The following is a 26,076-nucleotide window of genomic DNA, read 5'->3' as shown; positions in this document are numbered from 1 at the left end:
CGTTCACGCGCCGCTGCCCCAGGGACCGTGCGGCCTGTCGAGCCCGTCGGTACGCTCGAAACCATGTGCCCCGAAGAAATCACGCTGCGCCTGGATGAGGTTGGCGGTTCCGCGCGCTTGCCGATAGGAATCGAAGTAGGAGAGTGCCGAGGCGAGTGCCGGGACCGGAAGTCCCGCCGCAACGGCGGCTGCGACGACCCGGCGCAATGACGGCAGGCTCTCCTGCACCATGGCGGAGAAGGCGGGCGTGACGATCAGGTTCGCCGCTTCCGGGTTGGCGGTAAAGGCGCGGGTGATCTCGTCGAGGAACTGCGAGCGAATGATGCAGCCGGCCCGCCAGATCCGGGCGATGGTCGGCATCGGCAGCGACCAGTCGTACTCGCGGCTGGCGGAGGAAAGCACGGCAAACCCCTGCGCATAGGCGGCGATCTTGGCGGCGAAGAGCGCCAGTTCGAGCTCGGTTTCGAGGGCGACGCCGGCCGGCAGTTCGAAGCGCGAACGCCCGCCGGGGAAGATGGTCTCCGCGGCAACACGCTCGTCCTTCATCGACGAGAGGCTGCGGGCGGCGACCGCCGCCTCGATCGCCGTCGCCGGCACGCCCATCTGCTGCGCCTCAATGACCGACCATTTGCCGGTGCCCTTCTGGCCGGCGCGGTCGAGGATCATGTCGACGATCGCGGCTCCCGTCACAGTGTCCTTTGCCTGCAGCACCTTCTCGGTGATCTCGATCAGGTAGGAATTGAGCCTACCGCGGTTCCAGGCACCGAAGACCCCGGCGATCTCCGGAGCCTGTTTGCCGAGACCGTCGCGCAGGATGCCGTAGATCTCCGCGATCATCTGCATGTCGGCATATTCGATGCCGTTGTGGATCGTCTTGACGAAGTGGCCCGCGCCGTTCGGCCCGAGCCACGCGCAGCACGGATCGCCTTCGTATTTCGCGGCGATCGAGGTCAGGACATTCTCGACGCGAGCGTAGGAGTCCGGCGTACCGCCGACCATGACTGACGGACCGTGGCGCGCGCCCTCCTCGCCGCCCGAAACGCCCATGCCGATGTAGGTGAAGCCGGTGTCCTTCAGACGGTCGAAACGGGCCATCGTGTCGCGGAAATTGGCGTTCCCGGCGTCGATCATGATGTCGCCATTTGCGAGATACGGCATCAGCGCATCGATCTGCGCATCGACGGCATCGCCGGCCTTGATCATGATGACGATCGGGCGCGGGGGACGGATGGCGGCGACGAACGCCTCGATCGTACGGCAACCGACGATGTTGCCGCCAAGGTCGCCCGCCTCCTCAAGGAACTCGTCGGTGCGCGCGGCCGTGCGGTTGAAGACCGCGATCCGGTTGCCTTTTTCCGCAATGTTGAGGGCGAGGTTTGACCCCATCACCCCGAGACCGATCAAGCCGATTTCAGCCGTCTGCATGCGCAAGCCTCCTTCGTTTCAGGTGGAGGCATATGTGGCACTCATCGGAACGGGCAGCAAGCGCCGATCTGCCGGGCAGCGTCAGCCGAACACCTGCGAGGAACCGCGGGCTGCTCCTTAGGTCGTTCAGCGCGCCGGCCGGTCGTCGCCGTCGTCGAGAACGCGCCAGGAGGCGCCTTCGAGGTCCTCGTACTGGCCGCTCTTCAGCGACCAGAGGAAGGCGAAAAGTCCGAGACCGCCGAGAAAGAGTGCGATCGGGATGAGGAAGATCAGCATGTTCATGACGCGAACGACGCCTCCGGACCGGCATAGGACGGCTTTTCATCCGTCGCGGGCTGATCGGCCATTTCGAGCCGGTTGAGCCGCAACGCATTGAGGACGACGATGATCGACGAGGTCGACATGGCGATTGCCGCGATCAGCGGTGTCGCATAGCCCAGGATCGCGATCGGAACCGCCAGCGCATTATAGCCGATCGCGAGCGCGAAATTCTCGCGGATCAGCCGGCCGGCGCGGCGGGATGCCTGGATGGCGAACGGAACCGCATCGAGACTGTCGCGCATGAAGACGAAATCGGCAGCCTGGCGGCCGACATCGGCGGCGGTCGCCGGCGCGATCGACACGTGGGCGGCGGCGAGCGCCGGCGCATCGTTGATGCCGTCACCGACCATCAGCAGCTTCTGCCCCTTGTCGGAGGCAGCAGCACAAAGCTCGGCCTTCTCGCGCGGAGACAGACCCGAGCGCCAATTCTCGATGCCGAGACGACGCGCCAGCGGCGCGACGACACCTTCGCGATCTCCCGAGAGGATGCCCACGGCATAGCCCCGGGACTTCAGCCGTGCGACCGCCTTTTCCGCACCCGGCCGCACCGCATCCTCGAAGCGGAAGCTTTCGAGTTCCCGGCCGTCGAGCGACAGCACGACCTCGGAGGTCGCGTCATTCTCGCCCGCGGAGGCGCCGGCCGTCTCGCAGGCGAACGCGCGGCTGCCGAGACGATAGGTGCCGTCCGGCGTAACCGCCTCGACGCCGGCACCCGGAATTTCGCGGACGGTGTCGAGGTCGGACGACGGGCGGCCGCCCGCCGCGTGAAGCGCGCGCGACAGCGGGTGGCGCGAATGGGCCGCGAGGCCTGCGGCAAGCGCAAGATGCTGCGGATCGACCTCCGAGCGGTTGATGAAGCGCGGACGCCCGAGCGTCAGCGTGCCGGTCTTGTCGAAGGCGATCGTGTCGATTTCGGCAAGCCGCTCCATGGCGGACCCGTCCTTGACCATGATCCCGTTGCGGAAGAGACGGCCGGCAGCGACGACCTGCACCACCGGAACAGCAAGTCCGAGCGCGCAGGGGCAGGTGATGATCAGCACGGAGATCGCAATCAGCATCGCCTGCTTCCAGTCGCCGCCGAAGATGCCCCAGCCGAGGAAGGTGGTCAGCGCCAGAAGATGCACCGCCGGCGCATAGATCTGCGCCGCGCGGTCGGCGATGCGCCGGTATCGCGCCCTGCCCCCTTCGGCCGCTTCCATGAGGCCGATGATTTCCGCGAGGAAGGAATCGCGCGCCGTCGCCGTCGCACGGATGACCAGCGAGCCGGTAAGGCTCAGCGTTCCCGCCTGCACGCCGTCGCCGGTGGTGACCGCAAGCGGTGCGCTCTCGCCGTTGACGATCGAGACGTCCATGTCGCTCGAACCAGCGACGATCTCGCCGTCGACGGGCACCCTGTCGCCGGCCGCGATCGCGACCCGGTCGCCGACGCGGATTTCCTCGACGGGCCGGTAGTCGCGCGCGCCGTTCTCGCCGAGCACCATGGCACCGCGGGGGCTGAGCCGCGCAAGCCCGGTGATCGCGGAGCGCGCGCGGTCACGCATGACATGGTCGAGCGTGCGGCCGATCAAAAGGAAGAAGAGCAGCGACACGGTCGCGTCGAACCAGGCATGTTCGCCGTGATGGACGGTTTCCCACAGGGAGACGACGTAGGAGAGCGTGATCGCCAGCGCGATCGGCACGTCCATGTTGGTGCGGCCATGCTTGAGCGCGTTCCAGGCGGACTGATAGAAGAACCGGCCGGCGAAGATCAGCGCGGGCGCGGCGATCATCGCCGAAATCCAGTGGAAGAGATCACGTGTCGCGGCATCGGCACCCGACCAGATCGAAACCGACAGCAGCATGATGTTGCCGGCGGCAAAGCCGGAGAGCGCCACCGCCCGGATCAGCTTGTTGCGCAACTCGTCGGAGGCTTCCGCGGCCGTCGTGAAGAGATGGGTTTCGTAGCCGGTCGCGGCAATCGCCCGCGGCAATATCGAAGGATCGGTCGGACGACCGCCCTGCTCTTCCCGCCAGACGATCGACACCCGCTTGGACGTCAGGTTGACGCGGGCCCGCTCGACCTCGGGAAGTTTCCGCAGAGCCGTCTCGATCGTTGTGATGCACGCGCCGCAATGAACGGCGGGCACCGCGAGGTCGATCTGCTGCAGGCCGTCACCGAGGTCGCGGCTCGCGAGCCGCAGTTCCTCGGCCGTCGGCAGCGCATGGCCGGCTCGTTCGATGTCGAGTGCGCCTTCGGTTCCGGCCGCACAGCAGCTCATTTCTTGCCTCCTTCGCCGGGATGCTCGTGTCGCTCCTCGAGCAGGATCATCCTGCCGTCGGCGAGCGCGATGCGCGGCGCCTCGTGCATGATCGGCTTGCCGTCCTTGACCGCGATCAGTTCGACGATCCACTCGCCCGGCAGAACCTCGTGGCTTGCGCCGTAGAGGCCGCCGCCGAGCGCCGAAAGCTCGGCGACGAAGTCCTGATGCTCGCCGACGGGTCGCTTGAAATGCGCGGTCACCTTGTCGGCGGCGACGGGCTGGTCCACCGGAAGGGTCAGCCGGTAGCGGATCGCGTCACCGGAAACGTCCAGTTCACCCTTGATGCCGGAAGCCAGCATCTCGCGGATCGCCTCAGCCTTGGCGTTGAACTGCTGGCTGGCGACATAGGTGTTCTGAACCACTAGACCGCTCCAGGTCGAAGAGGCGTAATAGGCCATCACGAGGTTGACCGAGATGATCGTTCCGAAGAACAGGATCAAAACGCCGGCCATATGCCTGCCGGTGAACACGAACCCGGCCTTTTCCTCACGCACACTCATTTGTGTTTCTCTCCAGGAGCGTTGAACACTGCCTTGTAGCTGTCGGCTTCCTCGCTATCGACGTCCTTGACGTTGAACCGGAAGCTCTCGACCGTGGACTCGATCTGGTCCGCCGGCACGGTGACGAACACCTTCAGGGTCGTCGCCTCGTCGGGTTCGACGTTGACCGTGAAGGAACGGACATCCACTTCCGACAAGCCGTTCACCCGCATGGTCGCGCCCCGCAGGCCGTCCAGCGTGACTTCCACGTTGCGCGGCTGCGGCACCATGTTCAAGAGGCGAACGGTGTAACCGTTGCGGATCGATCCGTCGGATTCCAGCACGTATTGCGGATTGCGGTCGTGCAGGACGTTGATCTCCAGCCGGTCGCGGCCGAGCAGCGCAACGAGAAGCCCGATGCCGACGGCCGTCCAGACACCCATGTAGAGGAGCGTCCGTGGACGGAAGATGACGCGCCAGTTGAAGTGGCGAACCTTGTCGCTGAACGTGCCGTCGGCATTGTGCACACGGTTCGGCTGGATCTCGGTGGTGCCGTTGTCGGTCGCAAGCGCCATGTTGGACTGATATTCCTCGAGCGTCGCGTAGGCGATCAGGCCACGCGGCCTGCCGATCTTGTCCATGACCGCGTCGCAAGCATCGATGCAGAGCGCGCAGGTGATGCATTCCAGCTGCTGCCCGTCGCGGATATCGATACCCATGGGACAGACGGCGACGCAGGCATTGCAGTCGACGCAGTCGCCGGCAACCTTGCCCTCGGCGGCCGCCTTCTTGGTACCACGGATGCGCGGCTCGCCACGCCAGTCGTTGTAGGTCACGACCAGGGAACTCTCGTCGAGCATCGCCGCCTGAATGCGCGGCCAGGGACACATGTAGACGCAAACCTGTTCGCGCATCAGGCCGCCGAAGAGATAGGTGGTCGCGGTAAGCACGGCGACGGTCATGTAGGCGACCGGAGCCGCCTGCCCCTCGATGAAATCCATCGCGAGCATCGGCGCGTCGGCGAAGTAGAAGATCCAGGCGCCGCCGGTCGCAACGGCAATGGCCAGCCACATCGCATGCTTGGTCACACGCTTCCAGATCTTGTCGAAGGTCCAGGGCGCCGTCTCAAGCTTCATGCGTGCGTTGCGGTCACCTTCGATCGCCCGCTCGACGACCAGGAAAAGGTCCACCCAGACCGTCTGCGGACAGGTATAGCCGCACCAGGCGCGGCCGACGGCCGAGGTTATGAGGAAAAGGCCGAAGCCCGCCATGACCAGCAGGCCCGCGACGAAGAAGAATTCCTGCGGCCAGATCTCGATGAAGAAGAAGTAGAAGCGGCGATGGGCGAGGTCGATAAGCACCGCCTGGTCGGGCGCGAACTCACCACGATCCCATCTCAGCCACGGCGTCAGGTAGTAGATGCCGAGCGTCACGAGCATGACCAGCCACTTGAACTGCCGGAATCGCCCCTCCGCACGCTTCGGAAATATCTTCTTCCGAGCCTTGTAGAGGGGTTCCCGCCGCTTGGCGGACATCACCGGCTCCGCCTCGAGCCGCTCGACCTCGTCGGAGCCTGCCGGATTGTTCTTGTCGATGTGAAGATTCATGACTGGGGACCTCGTATTCTGGCCACCCTTTTCCCACTTCGCCAAGATGGCCGCCTTGACTTATATCAAGGGGCGGCGAAGCGTCGCAACGAAGGGTGAACAGCGCCGCCAGCGGCATAAGGTCACGCGCGGGGATCGCTGCCGGTCCGGAGAGGCGAGCAGGCCTGACCGGCCACGCGGGGCACCCTTCAAAAAAAGAGACCACGCGACAGGCGTGGTCTGAAAAGGGGACCTGATTGCATTCACGTGGTCCGGCGGCCGTCTCCGGCCGCCGGCAGGCACTGCTTACTCGCCGCCACCCAGCGAATGGACGTAGACGGCAAGTTCCTTGACGGTGGTGTCGCCGAGGCGAGCACCCCAGGCCGGCATCACACCATGCTTCGGCTGGGCGACCTGCTGGGCGATGCCCTGCTCGCCCTGCACGCGCAGCCAGATCGCGTCGGTCAGGTTCGGAGCGCCGAACTCGCGCATGCCCTTGGCGTCGGGGCCATGGCAGGCGGCGCAGTTGTCCGCAAAGACCTGCTTGCCGGGTTCGACGAGCGCCGGATCCGACGGCGTATTGGTCAGGCTCCAGACATAGGCGGCAACCTGCTGGATCTGTTCCGGCTGCAGGATGTCGGCGAAGGCCGGCATCTGCGACACGCGGGTATCGGCATCGGCATCATAGCGGATACCGTGGGTGAGCGTCGTCTGGATCGTCTCCAGATCGCCACCCCACAGCCAGTCGTTGTCGTTGAGGTTCGGATAGCCAGGCGAACCTGCGGCACCCGAGCCATGGCAGGGCGCGCAGTTGACCTTGAAGGCCGCCGCACCGCCGGACATGGCGAACTGCGCCAGTTCCTTGTCGGCGACGATCTGGTCGAGCGGCAAGGCGGCGATCTTGTCGAGATAGACCGCCTGTGCCGCCTTCGCCGCCGTCATTTCCTCGGTCAGCGCCGCACGGTTGGTGTAGTTCAGCATGCCCTTGGTGTTGCCCGTCAGGAGCGGCCAGGCCGGATAGGCGATGGTATAGCCGATCGCCCAGACGATGGTCGCGTAGAAGAACCAGACCCACCAGCGCGGCAACGGGTTGTTGAGCTCACGAATGCCGTCCCACTCATGGCCAGTGGTTTCGACGCCACTGATTTCGTCAATATGTTTCTCAGACATCTCTTAGTCCTCCTTGAGAGGGATGCGCGCGATCTCGTCGGCCAGTTTCTTGCCGCCGGGCCGGTAGGTGAAGAGGATCACGCCAACGAAGAACAGGGTCATGCCAAGCAGGCCCCAGCTGTCGGCGAAGTGGCGCATGGCCGTGTAGGTTTCCATGTGCCCCTCCTCAACGATATCCGGTCGCGTCGTCATAGGTGGTGAAGTCCACCAGCGTGCCGAGCATCTGGAGATAGGCAACGAGTGCATCCATCTCCGTCAGCTTCGCCGGATCGCCGTCGAAATCACCTACCTTGGCCTTGGGATAGCGCGCCAGCAGTCCCGAGGTGTCTGCGTTCGGATCGGCCTGGGCGGCGAGATCCGCATCAGCATTCGCGATCATGTCGTCCGTGTAGGGGACGCCAACGATCCTGTTGGTCTCGAGGTTCGCGGTGACGTTCGCGACCTTGAGCGGCGTCGTCTTCAGGAAGGAGTAGCTCGGCATCACCGACTCCGGAACGACGTCCCGGGGCTCGGTCAGGTGCTGAACGTGCCATTCGTTCGAATAGCGGTCGCCGACGCGCGCCAGATCCGGCCCGGTGCGCTTCGATCCCCACTGGAACGGATGGTCGTACATCGACTCCGCGGCCAGCGAGTAGTGACCGTAGCGTTCCACTTCGTCGCGGAACGGACGGATCATCTGGCTATGGCAGACGTAGCAGCCTTCGCGGATGTAGATGTTCCGGCCGGCGAGTTCCAGCGGCGAGTACGGCCGCATTCCCTCTACCTTTTCGATGGTGTTCTCGAGGTAGAAGAGCGGAACGATTTCGACGATACCCCCGACGGTCACGACCAGCAGCGATGCGACGAGGAGAAGGCTCGCGTTCTTCTCGAGGACTTGGTGTTTATCAAGAATAGACATGAGAGCCTTCCTTCTTATTCAGCCGGCTGGACGGCGGCGGGGACGACCGAACCGGGGATCGGTGCTTCCTGCCGTTCGTAGCCGCGGATGGTCATCAGGACGTTGTAGGCCATGATGAGACCACCGGTGAGGTACATCGCACCGCCGACGGCACGCAGGACGTAGTACGGGAACATGGCGGCGACCGACTCGGCGAACGAGTAGACCAGGAAGCCCTGTGCATCGTATTCGCGCCACATCAGGCCCTGCTGAATACCGGCGACCCACATGACGGCGGCGTAGAGAACGATGCCGAGGGTGGCGAGCCAGAAGTGCCAGTTGACGAGCCGCAGCGAGTAGAGGCGGTTGCGGTTCCAGAGCTTCGGCGTCAGGTAGTAGACCATGCCGAAGGAGATCATGCCGACCCAGCCGAGAGCGCCCGAGTGCACGTGACCGATGGTCCAGTCCGTGTAGTGGCTGAGCGAGTTGACTGCCTTGATCGACATCATCGGGCCTTCGAAGGTCGACATGCCGTAGAAGGCGATGGCGATGACCATCATGCGGATGATCGGGTCGGTACGGATCTTGTCCCATGCGCCCGAGAGCGTCATCAGACCGTTGATCATGCCACCCCACGAGGGCATCCACAGCATGATCGAGAACACCATGCCGAGCGTCTGCGCCCAGTCGGGCAGAGCGGTGTAGTGCAGGTGGTGCGGACCGGCCCAGATGTAGAGGAAGATCAGGGCCCAGAAATGGATGATCGAAAGACGGTAAGAATAGACCGGGCGACCGGCCTGCTTCGGAACGAAGTAGTACATCATGCCGAGGAAGCCGGCAGTCAGGAAGAAGCCAACGGCGTTATGGCCGTACCACCACTGGGTCAGCGCGTCCTGCACACCCGAGAAGGCCGAGTAGCTCTTCACGCCGAGGAAGGAGACCGGAACCGAGAGGTTGTTGACGATGTGCAGCATCGCGATCGTGACGATGAACGACAGGTAGAACCAGTTCGCCACGTAGATGTGCGATTCCTTGCGGGTCAGGATCGTGCCGAGGAAGGCCAGCAGATAGGCAACCCAGACGACGGTGAGCCAGAGGTCGACATACCATTCCGGTTCGGCGTATTCGCGACCTTCGGTGATGCCGAGCAAGTAACCCGTCGCGGCCATCACGATGAAGAGCTGATAGCCCCAGAATACGAACCAACCGAGCGAGCCGCCGAAGAGACGCTGGCGCGAGGTGCGCTGAACCACGTAGAAGGAGCTTGCGATCAGAGCATTGCCGCCGAAGGCGAAGATGACCGCCGACGTATGCAGCGGACGCATGCGGCCGAAATTGAACCAGGGTTCAATGTTCAGGTCGGGAAATGCGAGCTGCAAGGCGACCACGACGCCGACGAGGAAGCCGACGACTCCCCAGAAGACGGTCGCGATGACGCCGTATTTCACGACCTCATCGAAATATTCGGATTTGACCTGTGCGGCGGACTTTGCGTTCGCGGGTGCGAACTTCATCTGCCGCAGCATGACGACCGTACCGCCGAGCAGCACGATGAAGGCGACCGTCATGTGGACAGCGAAAAGGCTGTCCTGGGCGAAGGCCACCCCGAGCAACGCGGCGAAGGCGAGGATCGCCATCACCGTAGTTTCTATTGTGTAATTCATTGTTGGAACCCCCAACGGCTTGCTGATCAACCGCAGAAAGACCCCTGATAGGGCGGAGAATCCTCCTGCGCTGTGTGCAGAATTGACATCGAGCGCCTCAAGGCACCTTGATTTAAATCAATGCAGGAAAGCGGTGCTTAAGTGAAAAGTGAATATTGTCGCAGCCAGCCTGAAATGGTGCCGCAGGGAGCCCCGGGCGGCGGGAAAAGCCAGTTCAACCTCGCAGGCGCGGAGGATGACGGGCATGTTCGCGACCTTATGGCGCGGTCGAGGTACCGGAGATGACGGTAATGAAAGCAAAAACCACCGGAACGGGCTGCGATGCCACGGCAGGCACGCCCGTTCTGTCCGCAGCACTCAACGACAATCAGCGGACAATCGCGTGGCTGCGCCGTGCCCATGGCGAGCAGCTGGCCCTCTGCAACGAGCTCGAGGAGATCGCCGATTCGCTGCCGTCCAGCGTCAACCGGGAGAAGTGCCTCTACGCCGCCAAGATGCTCGGCCCCCTCGTCCAGAGCATCCATGAGTACGAGGAGGCGGTGCTGTTTCCCTGGATCGAGTCGCAGCGCGGCCCGCAGCTTCACGAAACAATCGAACGGCTGAAGTTCGAACACTGCGAGGACGAGTGCTTCGCGGAGGAACTGACGGACGCACTTCTGAAGCTCGGCACTGGCGACGCGGTCAACATGGAAGCCGTCGGCTACATGTTACGCGGCTTCTTCGAGGGCATGCGCCGGCATATCGCCTTCGAGCGCGACTGCCTGCTGACGCAGTTGCCGCCGGATGCGACACCCAACGGGCATCACTGACTTCGCAGGCGACCGGACGCGACGCATCTGCGCCGATTACGCGGCGATCTTGCTGCAGGGCTCCTGCTTCGGCCGAATCAGCACCACCGCGCCGACGATCCGGCCATCGTTCCCCTCGAACGGCGTCATCGTGCAGCACGCCGCCCCTTCGCGGCCCCACGGCCGGTAGGAGAAAGTGAACGTCAGCGTCTCGCCGGCAAAGCAGCGGTCGAGCCGCGTGCGCGTAAAATCTTCGAAGTGACTGCCGGGCATGAACTCCGCGACGTGACGGCCGACGATCTCGATCTGTCTGCGCTTCAGGGTCAAGGCATGTGCAGGATTGGCATAGAGATAGCGATAGTCGGTGGTTACGACTGCAACCTGCTCCGACAGCGTATTGAGGATCGATTCGTTGAAGAGATTGTCGTCACCCGCGATCGCAGCCACCCTCACCTGCTCGCTCTTCCCGGTCGCCGGCCGTTCCTCTCCGTCTCCGAAATACCGGTCGAGAAGCGTCGACAGGACGGACGAATGGCGCGTGACGCAGGATCGGTCGTCCGCGTTGTCGCGAATGAGATCGCTGATGAAGCGCAACTGTTGATATATCTCGTCGCTGTTCGAGGCGTGATACTCCACCACCGCCACGATCAGCGGATCGAGTTCCCTGTCGAGCAACCGGACGAGACGGTCGTCGCCGAAACGAACCGCCTGCCGAAGCTGCTCGCTCTTCAATGCAACCACCTCGAACAGTGCACGCAGGTTATCTTTCCGTGTCGCTTTTGGCATCAAGGAGCACTCCCGGCTAGCCCGGCATCGGCGGCTTCAGCCGCGCCGGGGTGTCGCGTTCGGAACAGAGATCCCGCGACGCATAACAACTCGGGTAACACGAATAGCCGACCGACTCAACAACTTGACTTTAGGGGTAAATGTGGCTCTGCACAGGTAAGTGCAGTCGTCCTGGGGCGAACCGGCCGGGACACGCGATGATTGTCACCCGAGATCGAGACTTCGCTTGATGTCCCAGCGATCGTGATACCAGAGCCATTGCTCGGGATACTCCCGCACCCACGACTCGACCTTGTCGTTGAGGAGCTGGGCCGTCGCCGTGACGTCGAGCTGGCCGGCCTCGGTGCGCGGCAGCGCGATCTTCGGTTCGATTTCGAGCCGGAAGCGGTTGCCGGGGAGCCGGATGCACCGCGCCGGGTACACGTCACAGTCGAACTGCCGTGCGAGCTTGGCGAGAAGCGGATTGGTCTTCACCGGGCGGCCGAAGAAGGCCGTGGTGACGCCCTTCTTGAATTTCTGGTCGACCAGCACGCCGACACCGCCACCCGCTTCGAGCTGGCGGGCGAGCGCGAAGGACGAGCCGGCATGCGAGGGAACCAGCTTGCCCATTCGCTTCTTGCGGAAGTCGAAGACCTTTTCGGCAATGTACGGGTTGTTCGGCGGGCGAAAGAGCACGCTCACGTAAAGGCCGAAGGCAGCGCCGGCGACCGGCAACAGCTCGAAGTTCGCGGTATGCGCGGTGAAGACGATGAAGGGGCGCGGATGGTCGCGCAGTTCCAGGAAGAGCGGAATGCCGCTCACCTCGATCCTCCCCTCTCCCAGTCTTTCAGGATCGAAATCGAAGAGCTGGTCGAGGAAGACGTATTCGGCGGCGAGCCGGCCCATATGGCCCCAACTCGCGACCGCGATCCGCTCGAGGTCGGCCTCGGACTTTTCCGGGAACGCATTGCGCAGGTTGGTGAGCATCAGCCCGTGACGCCGCGTCTTCGGTCCGATCCTGCGCATCAGCCAGTCGGCGAAGTTCATCGCCGGATCGGCCGGGAAGATCTTGAGAGCCGTCAGGAAACCGAAGGCGAGCTGCGCCACCAGCCACTGCTGGAAGCGGCGCAATGCAAGCACGATCCGGGTGACGAAGAGCTTCAAGGCGTCAGTCCATCCTGAGGATGATCTTGCCGAACACCTGCCGGGTCTCCATGCGACTCAGCGCCATGTCGATGTCCTCGAGGCGTACTTCGGTGTCGATGACGGGATGAACGATGCCGCGTGCCATCTTCTGCATCGCGTTCGCCATGTTTTCCATCCGGCAACCGAAGGAGCCGAGCAGCTTCAGTTGCTGCTGGAACAGCATCATCAGGTTCATGTCAGTCGAGACACCGGAGGTCGAGCCGCAGGTCACGAGCCTTCCGCCGCGCTTGAGGCACAGCATGGAGCCGGCCCAGGTGTCCTTGCCGACATGTTCGAAGACGACGTCGACGCCCTTCTTCTTGGTGATCTTGCGGACGACGCCTTCGAAGCGGTCGGTACGGTAGTTGATGACGTGGTCGGCGCCGAGCGCCTTCGCCGGCTCGATCTTGTCATCCGAACCGACCGTGGTGATAACCGTGCAGCCCATCTTCTTGGCGAGCTGGATCGCCGCCGTGCCGATGCCCGAACCGCCCGCATGGACGAGGATCGTTTCGCCGGGTTCGAGCTTGGCGTTGTCGAACAGCATGTGCTCGACGGTCCCGAAGGTCACCGGAGCAAGCGCCGCGCCGACAGCATCGACACCGGGCGGGGCCGGAACGAGCAGACGCGCCGGCAGGTTGATCTTTTCCTGGGCGAAGCCGTCGAGATGGAAGCCGTGTACGCCGCCCACATGTTCGCAGAGATTGTCGCGACCCTCGCGGCAGGGCTTGCAGAGGCCGCAGGTGCGCGCGCCGTAAACGGCAGCGAGTTGCCCGGGCAGGATGTTGCCGACGCCCGGCCCGATCGCCTCGACGACGCCCGAAGCCTCCGCACCGATGGTCAGCGGCATCTTGCGCTTGGCAAAGGCCATGCCGCGCCAGCCCCAGACGTCGATGTGGTTGAGCGCCACGGCCTTGACCCGGAGCGTCACTTCGCCCGGCCCCGGCGCTTCCGGCTCCGGCAGATCGACAATTTCGAGCTTGCGGTCATCGACCAGCTGCAATGCGCGCATGAATCCCGTCCTTCGCCTTTCGGCGTTCCGATACACTCTTTTTCGTGGCGTTCCGATTAAGCCGGTTCACGCGTCATGACAAGGCTGGCGTTCTGGCCGCCGAAACCGAACGAATTCGACAGCACGGCCGATACATCCGCCGTGCGTTTGACGTTCGGAACCACGTCGAGCTCCATCGCCGGATCGGGATTGACGTAGTTGATGGTCGGCGGAATCGTGCCGGTCAGCATGGTCTGGAACGAAAAGACCGCTTCGACCGCGCCCGCCGCCGTCAGCGTGTGCCCGATCATCGACTTGTTCGACGACACCGGAATCTGCTTCAGCCGATCGCCGAAAACGGCGAGCATCGCGCCGTATTCCATCTTGTCGTTTTCCGGCGTCGAGGTGCCGTGGGCGTTGACATAGTCGATGTCCGCCTCTCCGATCCCCGCATCGGCAAGCGCCGCGCGCATCGTCGCGATCGCCGGGCCACCGTCCGGCGAGGAACGCGTGCGGTGGAAATGGTCGGCCTTCTCCCCGCATCCCTTCATGACGCCGAGGATCTTCGCGCCGCGGGCGACGGCCGATTCCATCGATTCGAGAACGAGCGTTGCCGCGCCCTCGGCGATGACGAAGCCGTCGCGATCCTTGCTGAAGGGCTTCGACGCCTTCTCCGGCGCATCGTTCTGGGTCGACAGAGCAGACAGCAGGGAGAAACGGATCACCGCCTCGACGCTGATCGAGCCGTCGGTCGCAACCGTCAGCGCGCGCTCCGTGCGGCCCTGGCGGATCGCCTCGACGCCGAGCTGGATGGCGGTCGCGCCCGACGCGCATGCGGTCGAGAGCGTGACCGGCAGTCCGCGCGTGCCGAAGCGGTCGGCGAGCCGTTCCGAGATCGAGCCGAACTGCACCGCTTCAAGGAAGACCGGATCGGGCTTCGCCCGCATCGCGGCGAGGAAGCGCTCATAAACGTCGCCGTCATGATCCGGCGGCGGCGCCCGCTCGGCAAGCGCGAAGCGGTCGGACCATTCCGGTTCGACGGGCGGGGCTGCGAGGAACAGCGGGCCGTTGAAGTCGCCAGAGAGGCCGGCCTGGCCCAGTGCCTCGATCGTGGTTTCGCGGGCGAGGGCATAGGAACGCTCGACGGCGTTGCCGGCCGGGATATCGATGAAATCGACGGTGCCGCCGATGCGCGTCGGCATGCCCTCGGTCGGGAAGCGCTTGATTGCATGGATACCGGACTTGCCGGCAGTCAGTGCATTCCAGTTGTCGGCGAGCCCCTGGCCGAGCGAGGTGATCACGCCCATCCCGGTCACGACGACGATCGGGCGCCCGAGATGATCCTTGAAGCGGTTGTCGGTCATGGATCCCTTCCTTCTCAAGCGTCGGCAGAAACGAGGGCGACGCCTTCGCCGTGGACATAGCCCACCGTCGTCACGACGGCATGGCGGGCGGGTGCGGCCATCGCCGCTTCGTGGGCGGGATCGAAGGGCGGCACCTTCGCGTGGCTGTCGAGCGCAAGGGCGGCAAGCGCCAACCCGAGCGGGAATTGCGCTTCCATGCCGTGCCCGGTGCTGCCGCCGTAACCGCGCACCGGTGCTGCCGGAAAGCGGCGATCGAGCACGGCCTTCTCGCGGCGTGCCAGATCGTGCAGGCCACTCGAACCGGAAAAGACCACCGTATCGGAAGATGCGTCCGCGACATCGGAGAGCAGGCGTTCGATCCGGGCCTCGAAGCGACTGCTCTCGCGACTGCCGCGATCACCCTCGACCGCGTCCAGAACCGCATAGACATGGGCACCCCGCGCCTCGGCGTGTTCCCGGCGTTCGAGCACGAGGAAAGCGCCGACCGATCCGAGCATCATGCCGCCGCCGGCATCCTCGGAGCGCGACCACAGGGGCCGCCATTCACCGGTCGCATGTGCGCGGATGCCTTCGACGAGCAGCAGGATGTCCGGACGTTCGGCGATGAAGGCGCCGCCGACGAGCGTGTGGGTTGACTGGCCGCAGCGCAGGCGCGCGAACGCAGTCTCGATTGCGGAAATGCCGGCCGATTCCTCGCCCATGAAGGTGCGGGAAGAACCGGTGACCTTATGCACGATGGAGATATTGCCGGCCATGAGGTTGGAAAGCTGCGCCAGGAACAACGTCGGGCGAAGCTCGGTCGTCAGCTTCTCGACCAGCAACCTGTCGCGATCGTTGCGGCGCAGGGCCTCGTTGACGATCAGCGTGTCGACGTTGACATCGCGCTCGCCGCCGCCGGCCGCGACGATCAGATCCATCGTGCCGCAGAGTTCGGCATTGTCCTTCAGCCCGGCATCGTCGAGGGCAAGACCGGCCGCGTAGACGCCGAGCCGCTGCCAGTTTTCCATCTGGCGCTGGTCGCCGCGCTTGGCGATCTGCGTCGACCAGTCGATCTCCGGCAGGTGGTGGACCGGATACGGCTTGAACTTCTCCATCTCGACCACCGGCTCGGGCGCCGTCGCGGCGGACAGCAGGGCGATATGCGGCTCCTTGCCGGTCCCATGGCAGGTGACGATGCCAATACCGGTGATCACCACGTCGTTCGGCTTCTTGCTCATTCTCTATCCTTCAGCCGGCAATCCTTCGGCCGGCGTTCCATCCGGCGCATCCCTACGCCTTGCGCAGCGGCGCTGGCAATAGCTTTCGCGACCGGCGGGACTTGTCGGAAAATCCGCGAAGGGGCGGCCTGCCGCTCAGGCGCCGCCCTCCGCTTCGATGGCCGCCATCAGCCCGACCTCGACCGCACGGTTGCGGACGATCTCCGCCAGCGGCACCTCGCTGAAGGGCATGGTGCGCAGTTTGAGCTGGGCGTCGCAGATCTTCTTGCCGCCCGATGCGATCTTCGCCTTGGTGACGGCGAAACCCGAACCATCGTGTTCGAGGTGTGCCTCGATGTCGAGCACGGCACCGGGCTCGACGAAACTGCGCATTTTCGCGCCGTCGACCGACATCAGGAACGGCATCGACGAAAAGCCGCTCGCCGCCAGCACGAGAAAACCCGAGGCCTGCGCCATCGTCTCGATCAGCAGCACGCCCGGAACGAGCGGCATGCCGGGGAAATGACCCTCGAAGACAGGGCTTTTCTCCGGCACGACCGAGCGGGCCCGGAGCGTGCCGTCGCGGAGGTTCACGGCCTCCACCCTGTCGATCATCTGGAAGTATTCGAGCAGCATTGCGTTTCGTCCGCCGGACCGATCAGCCCTTGGCGGCGCGCAATTCGTCGATCTTCGCGCAGAGATTCTTGAGAACGAAGTATTCCTCGGTGGAAACCTTGCCCTCGTTGACTTCCTGCGTCCACTGTTCGAGCGGGATCTTGATGCCGAATTCCTTGTCGATCGCAAAGACGATGTCGAGGAAGTCCAGGCTGTCGATGCCGAGATCGTCGATCGTGTGGCTTTCAGGCGTAATGGTTTCGCGGTCAATCTCGCTGGTTTCAGCGATGATGTCAGCAACTTTGTCGAATGTAGCGCTCACGCCAATTACCTCATATGTCTTAAATCCGAGTTCCACATAGGGAAAACTCGGCGAAAAGCCAATGCCCTGTTGCGCCGGCAGGAAAATTTGCCGTTGCAGTGTTGCTCAAACAGCAATCGAGTGGCGGCCCTTGCCGGTCGACAGGTAGCTGTCGAAGACGGCCGCGATGCTGCGGGTGAAAGGCTTGCCGGTCTCGGTGATGCGGAACTGGTCGGCGACGATCTCGCAGATACCGTCCGGGTTGCTTGCGACATACTGTCGGGCTTCGGCGATCACTGCCTCGGCGATCTTCGGGAATCGATTCCGGATGTCGGCAAACGAGAAGGCGAAGCGGCACATCAGGTCCTCGATGACCTTGGCGCGCATCCGGTCGTCGTCTGTCAGCTCGATGCCGCGCACGACCGTCAGCCCCTGCCCCAGCGCCATCTTCTGGTACTCGCCGGTCGCCGGCATGTTCTGGACATAGCCTTCCGGCAATTGCCCGATCGAAGATGCCCCGAGGCCGATCAGCGCATCCGCCGCATCGTCGGTATAGCCCTGGAAATTGCGGTGGAGCCGCCCCTCGCGGCTCGCGATCGCCAGCTTGTCGCCGGGCTTGGCGAAGTGGTCGATGCCGATCGGCTCGTAGCCGGCCTCAACCAGCATCTCGGCAGCACGGTTCATCTGTCGGAAGCGCATCTCGACACCGGGAAGCGCCTCTTCCGGAATCATCGTCTGGTGCTTCTTCATCCACGGTACATGGGCATATCCGAAGAGCGCGATGCGATCGGGCGCCAGCGAGAGAATGTCGCGGACGGTGGCTTCCAGCGTCTCGAACGTCTGGTACGGCAGACCGTAGAGGATGTCGCAGTTGACCGAGCGCACGCCTCGCGCCCTCACCGCCTCGACGACACCTTTCGTGTGTTCGAAAGTCTGGATACGGTTGATCGCCTTCTGCACGTCCGGGTTGAAATCCTGAACACCGAGACTCGCCCGGGTCATGCCGATCGCCGCCAACGCGTCGTAGCGCGCGTCATCGAGATCGTTCGGGTCCATTTCGACGCTGATCTCGGCGTCGTCGCGGAAAGAGAAGTGCGCGCGCAGCGCCGCCATCAGGGCGATCATGTCCTCTGGCTTCAGCATGGTCGGCGAGCCGCCACCGAAATGCACGGCGCTCACCTTCGCATCCCGGTCGACGAATCTCCCGACGTGGGCGATTTCGCTGTGGAGAGCCTCGAGATAGGCGATAATCGGATCGTATTTCAGAGTATGTTTCGTATGGCAGGCGCAGAACCAGCACAGCCGATCGCAATAAGGAATATGGATATAGAGCGAGATATCTTGCCCTTTTCCGAGATTCTGCAACCATTGCGCATATTTGTCGCAGCCGACGCCCTCGTGAAAATGTGGCGCGGTCGGATAACTCGTGTAACGTGGCACCGCGCCGGAATACTTGCCCAGAAGGCCTTCTTGCATGAACTTCACCGCAATTGTCAGGATAAGCAATTGCTTAATTATTAACAGGAGACGGGCCCGCAGCCTTTGACTTCGATCAATTTGCTGTTAAAATTACGGCATAAGAAAACCGGAGGGTGCACGGCACCTTTCGCGGTCGAAACAGGGCGTTCCTGGTAAGCGCGAACAGGCGTAGGGATGGGCGGGCAGATGAGACCGATCGACATTATGGATGCCCTCAAGAGAAACGTTCTGGAGTGTGAAGGCCCTGCGGTCTGCAAGACGTGCGAAGCACGTCATGGTGGTGTCTGCGCGAGTCTCAGCGTTCCGCAGCTGGTGGAACTCAACAAGCACTCCTCCCGCCGCAAGGTGGAAGCCGGCAACGAGGTCATCGGCCAGGGCGAGTCGGTCTCCACCTACAGCAACATCCTGAACGGTGTCGTGAAGCTCTCCAAGATGATGGCAGACGGCCGCCAGCAGATCGTCGGCCTGCAGTTTGCGCCGGACTTCCTCGGCCGGCCGCATCAGGAAGAGAGCACCGTCACCGCGGAAGCGGCGACGGACACCGAGATCTGCGTTTTTCCGCGGGCGCTCATCGACCGGATCGTCAGCGAGACGCCGGATTTCGAGCGCATGCTCTACGAGCAGTCGCTGAAGGAACTCGACGAGGCGCGCGACTGGATGTTGACCCTCGGCCGCAAGACGGCGCAGGAAAAGGTCGCGAGCTTCCTGCATCTGATCGCGACTCACATCGATCCGGAGAATGCGAGCCCACGTACCTTCGACCTGCCGCTCTCGCGCGCCGATATCGCCGACTTCCTCGGCCTCACCATCGAGACCGTAAGCCGGCAGATGACGAAGCTGCGCAAGGAAGGCATCATCGTCATCGAGAACAACCGCCACGTCACGGTGCCGAGCCTCGAACGGCTGCGCTGCGTCGCCGGCAACGACTGATTCTATCGGCAAATCAGCTTTGAGGACCGCGTGACACCCGCCCAGAGACCTGGGTGTGGTTCAGCGTTTCAATCTCAGCGCGCGATGATGATCTTCGTATTGGCGAGCCCGTTGCTGGTCGCGAGGCGGAAGAAGATCGCCGCATTGTCGGGGTGGAGCCGGATGCAACCATGCGACACCGGCCGCCCGAGGCTTCTCACCTCGTAAGTGCCGTGGATGGCGTATCCTCCCTTGAAGAAGATCGCGTAAGGCATCGGCGCATTGTCGTATTTGCGCGACCGGTGATAGCGCGAGGCCCAGCGGGCAGTGAAGATCCCGGTCGGCGTCCGGTAGCCGCGGCGGGCGGTGGAGACCTTCCACGTATATTGCGGCTCGCCGTTCACCGAAACCCTCATCGTCTGCGCCGAGAGACTAATCTGGGCGACGACTGTATCCGCGATCGCGGCGGCAGGTACGGCCACCAAGAAGGCGAAAACGACCAGCAGAGCGGCAAGACGGCGCATTCCTCCAATACCCCCTGTTGCACATAAATGCCCATCGACATTAGCGCAAAAGGGGTAAACAAACACCCACGCGGCCGGAATCACCGTCAGAGCAGGATTGCGATCACCGTCAGGCCGAGCACGAGCACGGCGAGCGACGAGCAGGCGGCGTCGAAGATGCCGACGGCCGCGCCGATGTCACCCGCCTCAGCCTCGGCGCGGCCGGCGCCGTTGATCATCGGTTCGCTGACCACCTGGCCGCCATAGATACGCGGACCGGCGAGCCGGATGTCGAGTGCTCCTGCCATCGCCGCTTCCGGCCAGCCGGAATTGGGCGAACGATGGAGGCCGCTGTCGCGAAAGGCGACGGAGAGCGAACGACGGGCGGCGGCGCCTCCCTGTCGTATCGCCGCGCCGGCGGCGATCAACAGGCTCGAGAGCCGCGCCGCCGGCCAGTTGGCGAGGTCGTCGAGGCGGGCAGACGCCCAGCCGAAATCGCGATATTTCGGGCTCTTGTGGCCGATCATCGAATCGGCCGTGTTCAGCATCTTGTAGGCGAAGATGCCCGGCAATCCGGCGACCGCGTACCAGAAGGCCGGCGCAACCGTGCCGTCGGCGAAGTTTTCGGCAAGGCTTTCGATTGCTGCACGGACGACGCCGGCCTCGTCGAGCGTCTCCGGGTCTCGCCCGACGATCATCGAAACGGCGCGGCGCCCGCCGGCCAGTCCCTCGCGGCGAAGGCCGTCGGCGACGGCCGCGACATGGTCCTTCAGGCTCTTCTGCGCCAGCAGGACCGCGACGACCGCGATCTCCAGCAGGAAACCGACAAGGCCGAGCGCGGCAAAGAGACCGTGCAGCAAGCTACCGGCAAGCGCAGCTCCGACCAGAAGCAGCACGATCGCCACCACGCCGTTGCGGCGACGAACGTCGCCGGCGAGCGAATCGCGGTTCATTCGCCTGTCGAGCGCATCGATTGCCGCGCCGAAGACCACGACCGGATGGCGGACGCGCTGCCACAGCCACGCGGGATCGCCGACGAACCGGTCGAGCACCAATGCGAGGAAGAGAACCGAGAAGATCGTGCCGCTCATCGGCTGCTCCAGACCGCAAGCGCGGCGGCGAGACGAGCATCCGCCGCTTCGTCCGGCGTAAGGCCGATGCGCAGCCAGTTCGGCGCATAATCGAACTTGCGGGTCAGGATGTGCGCCCGGCAGAGATGGGCATGGAGTTGCTCCGCGTGCGGGTCCTCTACGAGCGCAAAGAGCGCCGTGCCGCCGGCGACGTGAAGACCGCCCCCCGTGAGCACGCGCTGCAGCGCCGCCCGCCGCTCGGCGAGCCGCCGTCGCATGGCGTCCGCGTCGCCGAGGAAGAGTGCGGCGGCGACCGAAAGGGCCGGCCCCGAAACCGCCCACGGCCCGAGCCATGCGGCCATCCGCTCGCGGATCTCCGGCCGTGCAATGACGAAGCCGAGCCGGATGCCGGCCATGCCGAAGAACTTTCCGAAGGAACGGAAGACGATCAGGTTCGGGGTCGCCGGCACGAGATCGACGACGCTCGTCTCCGGCGTGCAGTCGGCGAAGGCCTCGTCGACAACGAGATAGCCGCCGCGACCTGCAAGGTCGGCAGCGAGCCGCTTGAGAACCTCGCGCGATATCAACCGGCCGTCCGGGTTGTTGGGATTGACGGCGACCACGACAGCATGGTCCTCATGCACATCGTCCGGCCCGGCGATGGCATCGACGGCCGCGCCGGCGAGCGCGAAGACCCGCGCATATTCGCCATAGGTCGGCGAGAGGATCGCAACCCGCGCGCCGGCAGGAACGAGGCGCGGCAGCATCTGGATCGCCGCCTGCGTTCCCGGCACGGCAAGCGGCAAGATCTCGCCGGAGCGGTAGAAATCACGCGCCGCGATCGTCACCTCATCGAGAAGATGCTGGTCCGGGAGGCGCTGCCAGGCCGAGGCAGCGACGTCCGGAACGGCTGGCGGGCACGGATTGAGGCCGGTCGACAGGTCGAGCCAGTCCTCGACGTGGCCACCGTAAAGCGCCGCCGCCGCACCGATGCCGCCGCCATGCACGATTTCGCCGCTCATCGGGTCTCGCAGATGTCGATGAGATGCATGAAGGAACCGGCGACCGAACCGCGCCTGAGGCCGACCTCACCGAGCGACGTGCCGAGCGCGTCCTCGGCAGCAAAGAGCCGGTCGCCCTCGCCTTCGGAGATGATCGTCGCGTAGTGGAATTCGTGCGCCGTCATCTCCGTCGCGAAAAAGGACCCGGGAAGCGGCCGCACACGACGATAGCCGAGCTGGCGCTTGCGCCTGGCGAAACTCGTCACCAGCGGCAGGAAGCCGAGCATCCGGTGGCTCTCGCCCGCTTCGTCGATCAGAGCCTCGCCGAGGACCATGTAGCCGCCGCATTCGCCGAAGATGCGGGCACCGCGGGCCTGTGCCTCTGCCATGCCGGCACGGAAGGTTCCGGCCGCAGCGATCCGACCGGCGGAGAGTTCCGGATAGCCGCCCGGCAGGTAGACCGCATCGCAGTCATCCGCCGGCGCTTCGTCGGCGAGCGGCGAGAAGAAGGAGATTTCCGCGCCCCGGCGACGCCAGCCCATCAGCATATGCTCGTAGGAAAAGGCGAAGGCGTTGTCGCGGGCAACCGCGATCTTCTGCCCGAACGGCATCAGCCGGGCGATATTGGCATCGGAGGCGCGATCGGGGATGTGCCGCGCGGTGCGGATCAGCGCCTTGACGTCGCAAGAAGAGGCGACGAGGTCCGCCGCCCGGTCGATGAAGGTTTCGAGTTCGCCGTGCTCGCCGGCCTGCACCAGCCCGAGATGGCGTGCCGGCAGTTCGAGCGATTTGCTCGTGCGGATGACCCCGAAGACCGGCATGCGGATGGCGACCATGGCGTCCCGCAGCATCGCCTCGTGGCGGTCGCCGCTGACCCGGTTGAGGATCACGCCGACGATGCGGGTTTCGATCCGGTAATTGGCAAAGCCGCTGACGAGGGCGGCCGTCGAATGGGAGGAGCGCGCGCAATCGACGACGAGGAGCACCGAGAGCCCGAGGGTCGCGGCGAGATCCGCGGCCGAGCCGCGCCCGTCCGCGGCTCCGTCGAAGAGCCCCATCATAGCCTCGACGACGAGATCCTTGCCGCCGGAGGTGTGAAGGGCCGCATTGGCAAGCAGCAGCTCGCGCCGCATGGCCCAGGGATCGAAGTTGAGACAAACCTCGCCGCTCGCCGCCGCATGGAAGGCCGGGTCGATATAGTCCGGCCCCGCCTTGCCGGGCGCAACCGGGTGACCGAGCCGCTTCAGTGCGCGCAGGAGGCCGAGCGTCACCGTCGTCTTGCCCGATCCGGTTGCCGGCGCGGCGATCATCAACCCGCTCATGCCGTGTCCTTCCGATTGTCGCCGGCGAAGGGATCGCCGACGAGCTTGCGGCCGGAAAGCGCCCCGAGCCAGTCGAGCGACGGTCTCAGGCGGACGACCTCGCCGACGACGACGATGGCAGGTGGCTCGAAACCGGAGGCTGCCACCGCCCGCTCCGCCTCGCCGAGCGTCGTCTCCAGGACCTTCTGCGTGGCCGTTGCGGCATCGCAGACGAAGGCGACCGGCTCCGACGCGCTACGACCGCCGGCGATCAGTTGCGCGGAGATGCGTCCAATGTGCTTCATCGCCATGTACATCACGATCACCGGGGAGCCCTTGGCGATCGCCTCCCAGTCGATCCGGTCCGGAACGAGGCCGGAGGAATCATGGCCGGTGAGGAAAGTGACGGCGTGATTGATCTCCCGGTGCGTGACCGGAATGCCGGCATAGGCGAGCCCGCCGATCCCGGCGGTGATGCCGGGCACGATGCGGAACGGAACGCCGTGCTCGACCAACGTCAGCGCCTCCTCTCCGCCGCGACCGAAGACGAAGGGGTCGCCACCCTTGAGACGCAGGACCTTCAGGCCCGATTTCGCAAGCTCCACCAGCCGCAGCGAGATGTCGCGCTGCTTGGCGGAGGGCTTTCCCCCGCGCTTGCCTGCATATTCGAGGGCGGCACCCGGACGGGCGAGCTTCAGGCACTCCTCGTTGACCAGCGCGTCATGGACGATCACGTCGGCCTCGCCGAGCGCCTTCGCCGCAAGCAGCGTCAGAAGCCCCGGATCACCGGGGCCGGCGCCGGCCAGCCAGACATGACCGGGCTCGATCGCCGGAAGATCGGAAAACGGAAATTCAGTCATGGCCTTGCTCTATGCCCGCAGTCCCAAAATTGCAATCACGTGACACACCATCTGGGTGCTTTCGAAGGCCAGAACGCTGGCCTATAAGAAAGCCATGAACGAGACGACCGAAGCGGCGAAGACGACCACGGGAATCGCCGGCGAAAGCCGGGAGAAGCCCGAAGGACCGCTGCGCCCAGGCTGGACGACCGGTGCCTGCGCGACCGCCGCCACGAAGGCGGCGCTGACGGCGCTCATCACCGGCGAGTTCCCGGACCCCGTCAGCATTCGCCTGCCGCGCGGAGAGGAGCCCGCCTTCGCGCTCGCATTCGAAGGTCTCGGAGAAGGCTATGCCACGGCCGGCATCGTCAAGGATGCCGGCGACGATCCCGATGTCACCCATGGCGCCACAGTAATCGCGACCGTGCGGCCGTTGCCGCCCGGAAACGGTATCCGCTTTGTCGCCGGCGACGGCGTCGGAACCGTCACCAAACCCGGCCTGCCCCTCGGCGTCGGCGAACCCGCGATCAACCCCGTCCCGCGGCAGATGATGACCCGCGAAGTGGAAGCGCTCTGCGCCGAACACGGCCTGCCCGCCGACATCGAAATCACCGTCTCCATCCCCGGCGGCGAGGAGATCGCCAGACAGACCTGGAACCCGCGCCTCGGCATCCTGGGCGGTCTTTCGGTGCTGGGAACGACCGGTATCGTGCACCCGTTCTCCTGCGCCGCCTGGATCCACTCGATCCATCGCGGCATCGATGTCGCGCGTGCCGAGGGCATTACCCACGTGCTCGCCGCCACCGGCTCGACGTCCGAAAGGACCGCGCAGGAGCTCTACGGCCTGCCCGAGGGGGCACTCCTCGACATGGGAGATTTCGCCGGCGGCCTTCTCAAATACCTGCGGGTCCACCCGGTGCCGCGGCTGACGATCGCCGGCGGGTTCGCCAAGATGGCCAAGCTCGCGCAGGGCGCACTCGACCTCCATTCGTCCCGCAGCCAGATCGACAATAGCTATTTTCTTTCACTGCCTTGCACGGAAAACCTGAATCCGTCTGTCAGGAACAAAATCGAACAATCCAACACGGCCCTCGAAGTTCTCGAAATCCTGCGGGACGAGGCTATCGACATCGCCGCCGTCGTCGCGGCGGATGCCCGCGAAACGGCTCTCGACGTCCTGCGCGGCGCGCCGGTCGACGTCGATGTCATCGTTACCGACCGGGAAGGCAATATCCTTGGCCGCGCCGGTTGACCGACGGGAGAAAGTCCTGATCCTCGGCGGGACCGCGGAGGCGGCGGCGATCGCCCGTCGGCTGGTCGATGCCGGTGCGGATGTCGTCACCTCGCTCGCCGGTCGTACGAGCAACCCGGCGCCGCTCCCCGGCCGCACCCGAATCGGCGGCTTCGGCGGAGCGGAAGGTCTCGCCCGCTACATCGCCGAGAACGGCATCACAAAAGTGATCGACGCGACCCATCCCTTCGCGAACCGGATCTCGCAGAATGCCCGGCTGGCCTGTGCGGCAGCCGGGATACCGCTGGAGCAACCGGAGCGCCCCACCTGGAAGAAGCAGCCCGGCGACAACTGGATCGAAGTGCAGAGCCTCGAGGAAGCTGCCGCCGCCCTGCCCGCCGGTGCCCGTGCCTTTCTCGCCCTCGGGCGGCAGCATCTTGCCGCCTTTGAGGGCCGGTCGGATTGCCATTTCGTGGTTCGCATGGTCGATCCGCCGGAGACGCCGCTCGGCTTTGCCGATTGCGATCTGCTTCTTGGAAAGGCCTCGGCCGATCCCGAGGAGGAAGCGAACCTCTTCCGGCTCCATCGGGTCACGCACCTCGTCTGCCGCAATTCGGGCGGTGAAGCCGGCTACGGAAAGATAACCGCGGCAAGGAAGATGGGCCTGCCGGTCGTCATGGTGGGCCGGGCGGCCTGAACGCCGCCCGACGCAGTCT

26 protein-coding genes are annotated in these 26,076 nt (G+C 64.6%); 4 read left to right on the top strand and 22 right to left on the bottom strand.

Features of this window, described 5'->3' with window-relative positions:
• Positions 1–3: 3 nt before the first annotated feature.
• The 9 genes from gndA to ccoN form a co-directional block, all read right to left on the bottom strand.
• Entirely contained in the window at positions 4–1,425 is a 1,422-nt protein-coding gene (gene gndA, locus DFR48_RS03415) for an NADP-dependent phosphogluconate dehydrogenase (protein WP_114361698.1), read from the bottom strand.
• 126 nt (positions 1,426–1,551) lie between these two features.
• Positions 1,552–1,707, bottom strand: a complete 156-nt coding sequence (ccoS, locus tag DFR48_RS03410) for a cbb3-type cytochrome oxidase assembly protein CcoS (RefSeq protein ID WP_112684834.1) — start codon at positions 1,705–1,707, stop codon at positions 1,552–1,554.
• Entirely contained in the window at positions 1,704–4,004 is a 2,301-nt protein-coding gene (locus DFR48_RS03405; RefSeq protein ID WP_114361697.1) for a cation-translocating P-type ATPase, read from the bottom strand. Before DFR48_RS03405 ends, ccoS begins: the two co-directional genes overlap by 4 nt.
• On the bottom strand, positions 4,001–4,546 hold the full coding sequence (locus DFR48_RS03400) for a FixH family protein (RefSeq protein WP_114361696.1): 546 nt from the start codon (positions 4,544–4,546) through the stop codon (positions 4,001–4,003). Before DFR48_RS03400 ends, DFR48_RS03405 begins: the two co-directional genes overlap by 4 nt.
• The gene (gene ccoG / locus DFR48_RS03395; protein WP_114361695.1) at positions 4,543–6,132 is read right to left on the bottom strand and encodes a cytochrome c oxidase accessory protein CcoG; all 1,590 of its coding nucleotides are present in this window, start codon (positions 6,130–6,132) and stop codon (positions 4,543–4,545) included. The genes DFR48_RS03400 and ccoG overlap by 4 nt, the downstream gene beginning before the upstream one ends.
• Positions 6,133–6,417: 285 nt before the next feature.
• Positions 6,418–7,281 (bottom strand): cytochrome-c oxidase, cbb3-type subunit III, encoded by an 864-nt coding sequence (gene ccoP, locus DFR48_RS03390; RefSeq protein WP_114361694.1) that lies wholly within the window; start codon positions 7,279–7,281, stop codon positions 6,418–6,420.
• Between the two features lie 3 nt (positions 7,282–7,284).
• Positions 7,285–7,437 (bottom strand): cbb3-type cytochrome c oxidase subunit 3, encoded by a 153-nt coding sequence (locus DFR48_RS03385; protein ID WP_112684844.1) that lies wholly within the window; start codon positions 7,435–7,437, stop codon positions 7,285–7,287.
• A gap of 10 nt (positions 7,438–7,447) precedes the next feature.
• Positions 7,448–8,179, bottom strand: a complete 732-nt coding sequence (gene ccoO / locus DFR48_RS03380; protein WP_114361693.1) for a cytochrome-c oxidase, cbb3-type subunit II — start codon at positions 8,177–8,179, stop codon at positions 7,448–7,450.
• Between the two features lie 14 nt (positions 8,180–8,193).
• Positions 8,194–9,822, bottom strand: coding sequence for a cytochrome-c oxidase, cbb3-type subunit I (gene ccoN / locus DFR48_RS03375; protein ID WP_114361692.1), 1,629 nt, complete (start codon positions 9,820–9,822; stop codon positions 8,194–8,196).
• 290 nt (positions 9,823–10,112) lie between these two features.
• Here ccoN and DFR48_RS03370 point away from each other — a divergent pair, with 290 nt between their 5' ends.
• Positions 10,113–10,631, top strand: a complete 519-nt coding sequence (locus tag DFR48_RS03370; protein WP_114361691.1) for a hemerythrin domain-containing protein — start codon at positions 10,113–10,115, stop codon at positions 10,629–10,631.
• A gap of 36 nt (positions 10,632–10,667) precedes the next feature.
• Here the strand turns inward: DFR48_RS03370 and DFR48_RS03365 are convergent, their stop codons facing one another.
• From DFR48_RS03365 to hemN, 8 genes are all read right to left on the bottom strand, one after another.
• A complete protein-coding gene (locus DFR48_RS03365; protein WP_114361690.1) occupies positions 10,668–11,396 on the bottom strand; it encodes a PAS domain-containing protein in 729 nt (242 codons plus the stop codon).
• Between the two features lie 204 nt (positions 11,397–11,600).
• On the bottom strand, positions 11,601–12,539 hold the full coding sequence (locus DFR48_RS03360; RefSeq protein WP_114361689.1) for a lipid A biosynthesis lauroyl acyltransferase: 939 nt from the start codon (positions 12,537–12,539) through the stop codon (positions 11,601–11,603).
• Between the two features lie 4 nt (positions 12,540–12,543).
• Positions 12,544–13,572 carry a zinc-binding dehydrogenase gene (locus DFR48_RS03355; RefSeq protein WP_114361688.1) on the bottom strand — a complete coding sequence of 343 codons (1,029 nt, stop codon included), beginning with the start codon at positions 13,570–13,572 and terminating at the stop codon, positions 12,544–12,546.
• Between the two features lie 56 nt (positions 13,573–13,628).
• Positions 13,629–14,915, bottom strand: a complete 1,287-nt coding sequence (locus tag DFR48_RS03350) for a beta-ketoacyl-ACP synthase (protein ID WP_114361687.1) — start codon at positions 14,913–14,915, stop codon at positions 13,629–13,631.
• Positions 14,916–14,929: 14 nt separating this feature from the next.
• Positions 14,930–16,132 carry a beta-ketoacyl-ACP synthase gene (locus DFR48_RS03345; protein ID WP_114361686.1) on the bottom strand — a complete coding sequence of 401 codons (1,203 nt, stop codon included), beginning with the start codon at positions 16,130–16,132 and terminating at the stop codon, positions 14,930–14,932.
• 135 nt (positions 16,133–16,267) lie between these two features.
• The gene (locus DFR48_RS03340) at positions 16,268–16,747 is read right to left on the bottom strand and encodes a 3-hydroxyacyl-ACP dehydratase FabZ family protein (RefSeq protein ID WP_114361685.1); all 480 of its coding nucleotides are present in this window, start codon (positions 16,745–16,747) and stop codon (positions 16,268–16,270) included.
• 22 nt (positions 16,748–16,769) lie between these two features.
• Positions 16,770–17,048: an acyl carrier protein gene (locus DFR48_RS03335; protein WP_112831921.1), complete on the bottom strand. Its 279-nt coding sequence runs from the start codon at positions 17,046–17,048 to the stop codon at positions 16,770–16,772.
• A 105-nt stretch (positions 17,049–17,153) separates the two neighbouring features.
• Positions 17,154–18,503: an oxygen-independent coproporphyrinogen III oxidase gene (gene hemN, locus DFR48_RS03330; protein ID WP_114361846.1), complete on the bottom strand. Its 1,350-nt coding sequence runs from the start codon at positions 18,501–18,503 to the stop codon at positions 17,154–17,156.
• A gap of 207 nt (positions 18,504–18,710) precedes the next feature.
• Between hemN and DFR48_RS03325 the strand changes: the two genes are divergently transcribed.
• Positions 18,711–19,436 (top strand): Crp/Fnr family transcriptional regulator, encoded by a 726-nt coding sequence (locus DFR48_RS03325; protein ID WP_114361845.1) that lies wholly within the window; start codon positions 18,711–18,713, stop codon positions 19,434–19,436.
• 74 nt (positions 19,437–19,510) lie between these two features.
• Here DFR48_RS03325 and DFR48_RS03320 read toward each other — a convergent pair whose 3' ends face one another.
• The 5 genes from DFR48_RS03320 to cobA all read right to left on the bottom strand — a co-directional run bounded on the left by DFR48_RS03320 (position 19,511) and on the right by cobA (position 24,150).
• Positions 19,511–19,939 carry a L,D-transpeptidase gene (locus DFR48_RS03320; RefSeq protein ID WP_114361684.1) on the bottom strand — a complete coding sequence of 143 codons (429 nt, stop codon included), beginning with the start codon at positions 19,937–19,939 and terminating at the stop codon, positions 19,511–19,513.
• An 86-nt stretch (positions 19,940–20,025) separates the two neighbouring features.
• Entirely contained in the window at positions 20,026–21,009 is a 984-nt protein-coding gene (gene cbiB / locus DFR48_RS03315) for an adenosylcobinamide-phosphate synthase CbiB (protein ID WP_114361683.1), read from the bottom strand.
• Positions 21,006–22,010, bottom strand: a complete 1,005-nt coding sequence (cobD, locus tag DFR48_RS03310; protein ID WP_114361682.1) for a threonine-phosphate decarboxylase CobD — start codon at positions 22,008–22,010, stop codon at positions 21,006–21,008. Before cobD ends, cbiB begins: the two co-directional genes overlap by 4 nt.
• On the bottom strand, positions 22,007–23,311 hold the full coding sequence (locus DFR48_RS03305) for a cobyrinic acid a,c-diamide synthase CobB (protein WP_114361681.1): 1,305 nt from the start codon (positions 23,309–23,311) through the stop codon (positions 22,007–22,009). The genes cobD and DFR48_RS03305 overlap by 4 nt, the downstream gene beginning before the upstream one ends.
• Entirely contained in the window at positions 23,308–24,150 is an 843-nt protein-coding gene (gene cobA, locus DFR48_RS03300) for a uroporphyrinogen-III C-methyltransferase (RefSeq protein WP_114361680.1), read from the bottom strand. Before cobA ends, DFR48_RS03305 begins: the two co-directional genes overlap by 4 nt.
• Before the next feature lie 94 nt (positions 24,151–24,244).
• Here cobA and DFR48_RS03295 point away from each other — a divergent pair, with 94 nt between their 5' ends.
• Together DFR48_RS03295 and DFR48_RS03290 are read left to right on the top strand one after the other, a co-directional pair.
• The gene (locus tag DFR48_RS03295; protein WP_114361844.1) at positions 24,245–25,381 is read left to right on the top strand and encodes a cobalt-precorrin-5B (C(1))-methyltransferase; all 1,137 of its coding nucleotides are present in this window, start codon (positions 24,245–24,247) and stop codon (positions 25,379–25,381) included.
• Positions 25,365–26,057, top strand: a complete 693-nt coding sequence (locus DFR48_RS03290; protein ID WP_245415504.1) for a cobalt-precorrin-6A reductase — start codon at positions 25,365–25,367, stop codon at positions 26,055–26,057. Before DFR48_RS03295 ends, DFR48_RS03290 begins: the two co-directional genes overlap by 17 nt.
• Positions 26,058–26,076 lie beyond the last annotated feature (19 nt).

The organism is Ciceribacter lividus, assembly GCF_003337715.1.
Lineage (GTDB): Bacteria > Pseudomonadota > Alphaproteobacteria > Rhizobiales > Rhizobiaceae > Allorhizobium > Allorhizobium lividum.
Note: the sequence above shows the minus strand (reverse complement) of the source record. Positions and strands in the feature narration are given on the sequence as shown.

Bases quoted from the DNA above. Each gene is read 5' to 3' on its own strand.
- DFR48_RS03400 (WP_114361696.1), bottom strand. From the start codon at position 4,546: ATGAGTGTGCGTGAGGAAAAGGCCGGGTTCGTGTTCACCGGCAGGCAT.
- ccoP (WP_114361694.1), bottom strand. From the start codon at position 7,281: ATGTCTGAGAAACATATTGACGAAATCAGTGGCGTCGAAACCACTGGC.
- DFR48_RS03385 (WP_112684844.1), bottom strand. From the start codon at position 7,437: ATGGAAACCTACACGGCCATGCGCCACTTCGCCGACAGCTGGGGCCTG.
- ccoG (WP_114361695.1), bottom strand. From the start codon at position 6,132: ATGAATCTTCACATCGACAAGAACAATCCGGCAGGCTCCGACGAGGTC.
- DFR48_RS03295 (WP_114361844.1), top strand. From the start codon at position 24,245: ATGAACGAGACGACCGAAGCGGCGAAGACGACCACGGGAATCGCCGGC.
- DFR48_RS03305 (WP_114361681.1), bottom strand. From the start codon at position 23,311: ATGAGCGGGTTGATGATCGCCGCGCCGGCAACCGGATCGGGCAAGACG.
- gndA (WP_114361698.1), bottom strand. From the start codon at position 1,425: ATGCAGACGGCTGAAATCGGCTTGATCGGTCTCGGGGTGATGGGGTCA.
- cobD (WP_114361682.1), bottom strand. From the start codon at position 22,010: ATGAGCGGCGAAATCGTGCATGGCGGCGGCATCGGTGCGGCGGCGGCG.
- DFR48_RS03365 (WP_114361690.1), bottom strand. From the start codon at position 11,396: ATGCCAAAAGCGACACGGAAAGATAACCTGCGTGCACTGTTCGAGGTG.
- DFR48_RS03345 (WP_114361686.1), bottom strand. From the start codon at position 16,132: ATGAGCAAGAAGCCGAACGACGTGGTGATCACCGGTATTGGCATCGTC.
- cobA (WP_114361680.1), bottom strand. From the start codon at position 24,150: ATGACTGAATTTCCGTTTTCCGATCTTCCGGCGATCGAGCCCGGTCAT.
- DFR48_RS03320 (WP_114361684.1), bottom strand. From the start codon at position 19,939: ATGCGCCGTCTTGCCGCTCTGCTGGTCGTTTTCGCCTTCTTGGTGGCC.
- hemN (WP_114361846.1), bottom strand. From the start codon at position 18,503: ATGCAAGAAGGCCTTCTGGGCAAGTATTCCGGCGCGGTGCCACGTTAC.
- ccoS (WP_112684834.1), bottom strand. From the start codon at position 1,707: ATGAACATGCTGATCTTCCTCATCCCGATCGCACTCTTTCTCGGCGGT.
- DFR48_RS03355 (WP_114361688.1), bottom strand. From the start codon at position 13,572: ATGCGCGCATTGCAGCTGGTCGATGACCGCAAGCTCGAAATTGTCGAT.
- cbiB (WP_114361683.1), bottom strand. From the start codon at position 21,009: ATGAGCGGCACGATCTTCTCGGTTCTCTTCCTCGCATTGGTGCTCGAC.
- DFR48_RS03340 (WP_114361685.1), bottom strand. From the start codon at position 16,747: ATGCTGCTCGAATACTTCCAGATGATCGACAGGGTGGAGGCCGTGAAC.
- DFR48_RS03370 (WP_114361691.1), top strand. From the start codon at position 10,113: ATGAAAGCAAAAACCACCGGAACGGGCTGCGATGCCACGGCAGGCACG.
- DFR48_RS03325 (WP_114361845.1), top strand. From the start codon at position 18,711: ATGGATGCCCTCAAGAGAAACGTTCTGGAGTGTGAAGGCCCTGCGGTC.
- DFR48_RS03350 (WP_114361687.1), bottom strand. From the start codon at position 14,915: ATGACCGACAACCGCTTCAAGGATCATCTCGGGCGCCCGATCGTCGTC.
- DFR48_RS03405 (WP_114361697.1), bottom strand. From the start codon at position 4,004: ATGAGCTGCTGTGCGGCCGGAACCGAAGGCGCACTCGACATCGAACGA.
- ccoO (WP_114361693.1), bottom strand. From the start codon at position 8,179: ATGTCTATTCTTGATAAACACCAAGTCCTCGAGAAGAACGCGAGCCTT.
- ccoN (WP_114361692.1), bottom strand. From the start codon at position 9,822: ATGAATTACACAATAGAAACTACGGTGATGGCGATCCTCGCCTTCGCC.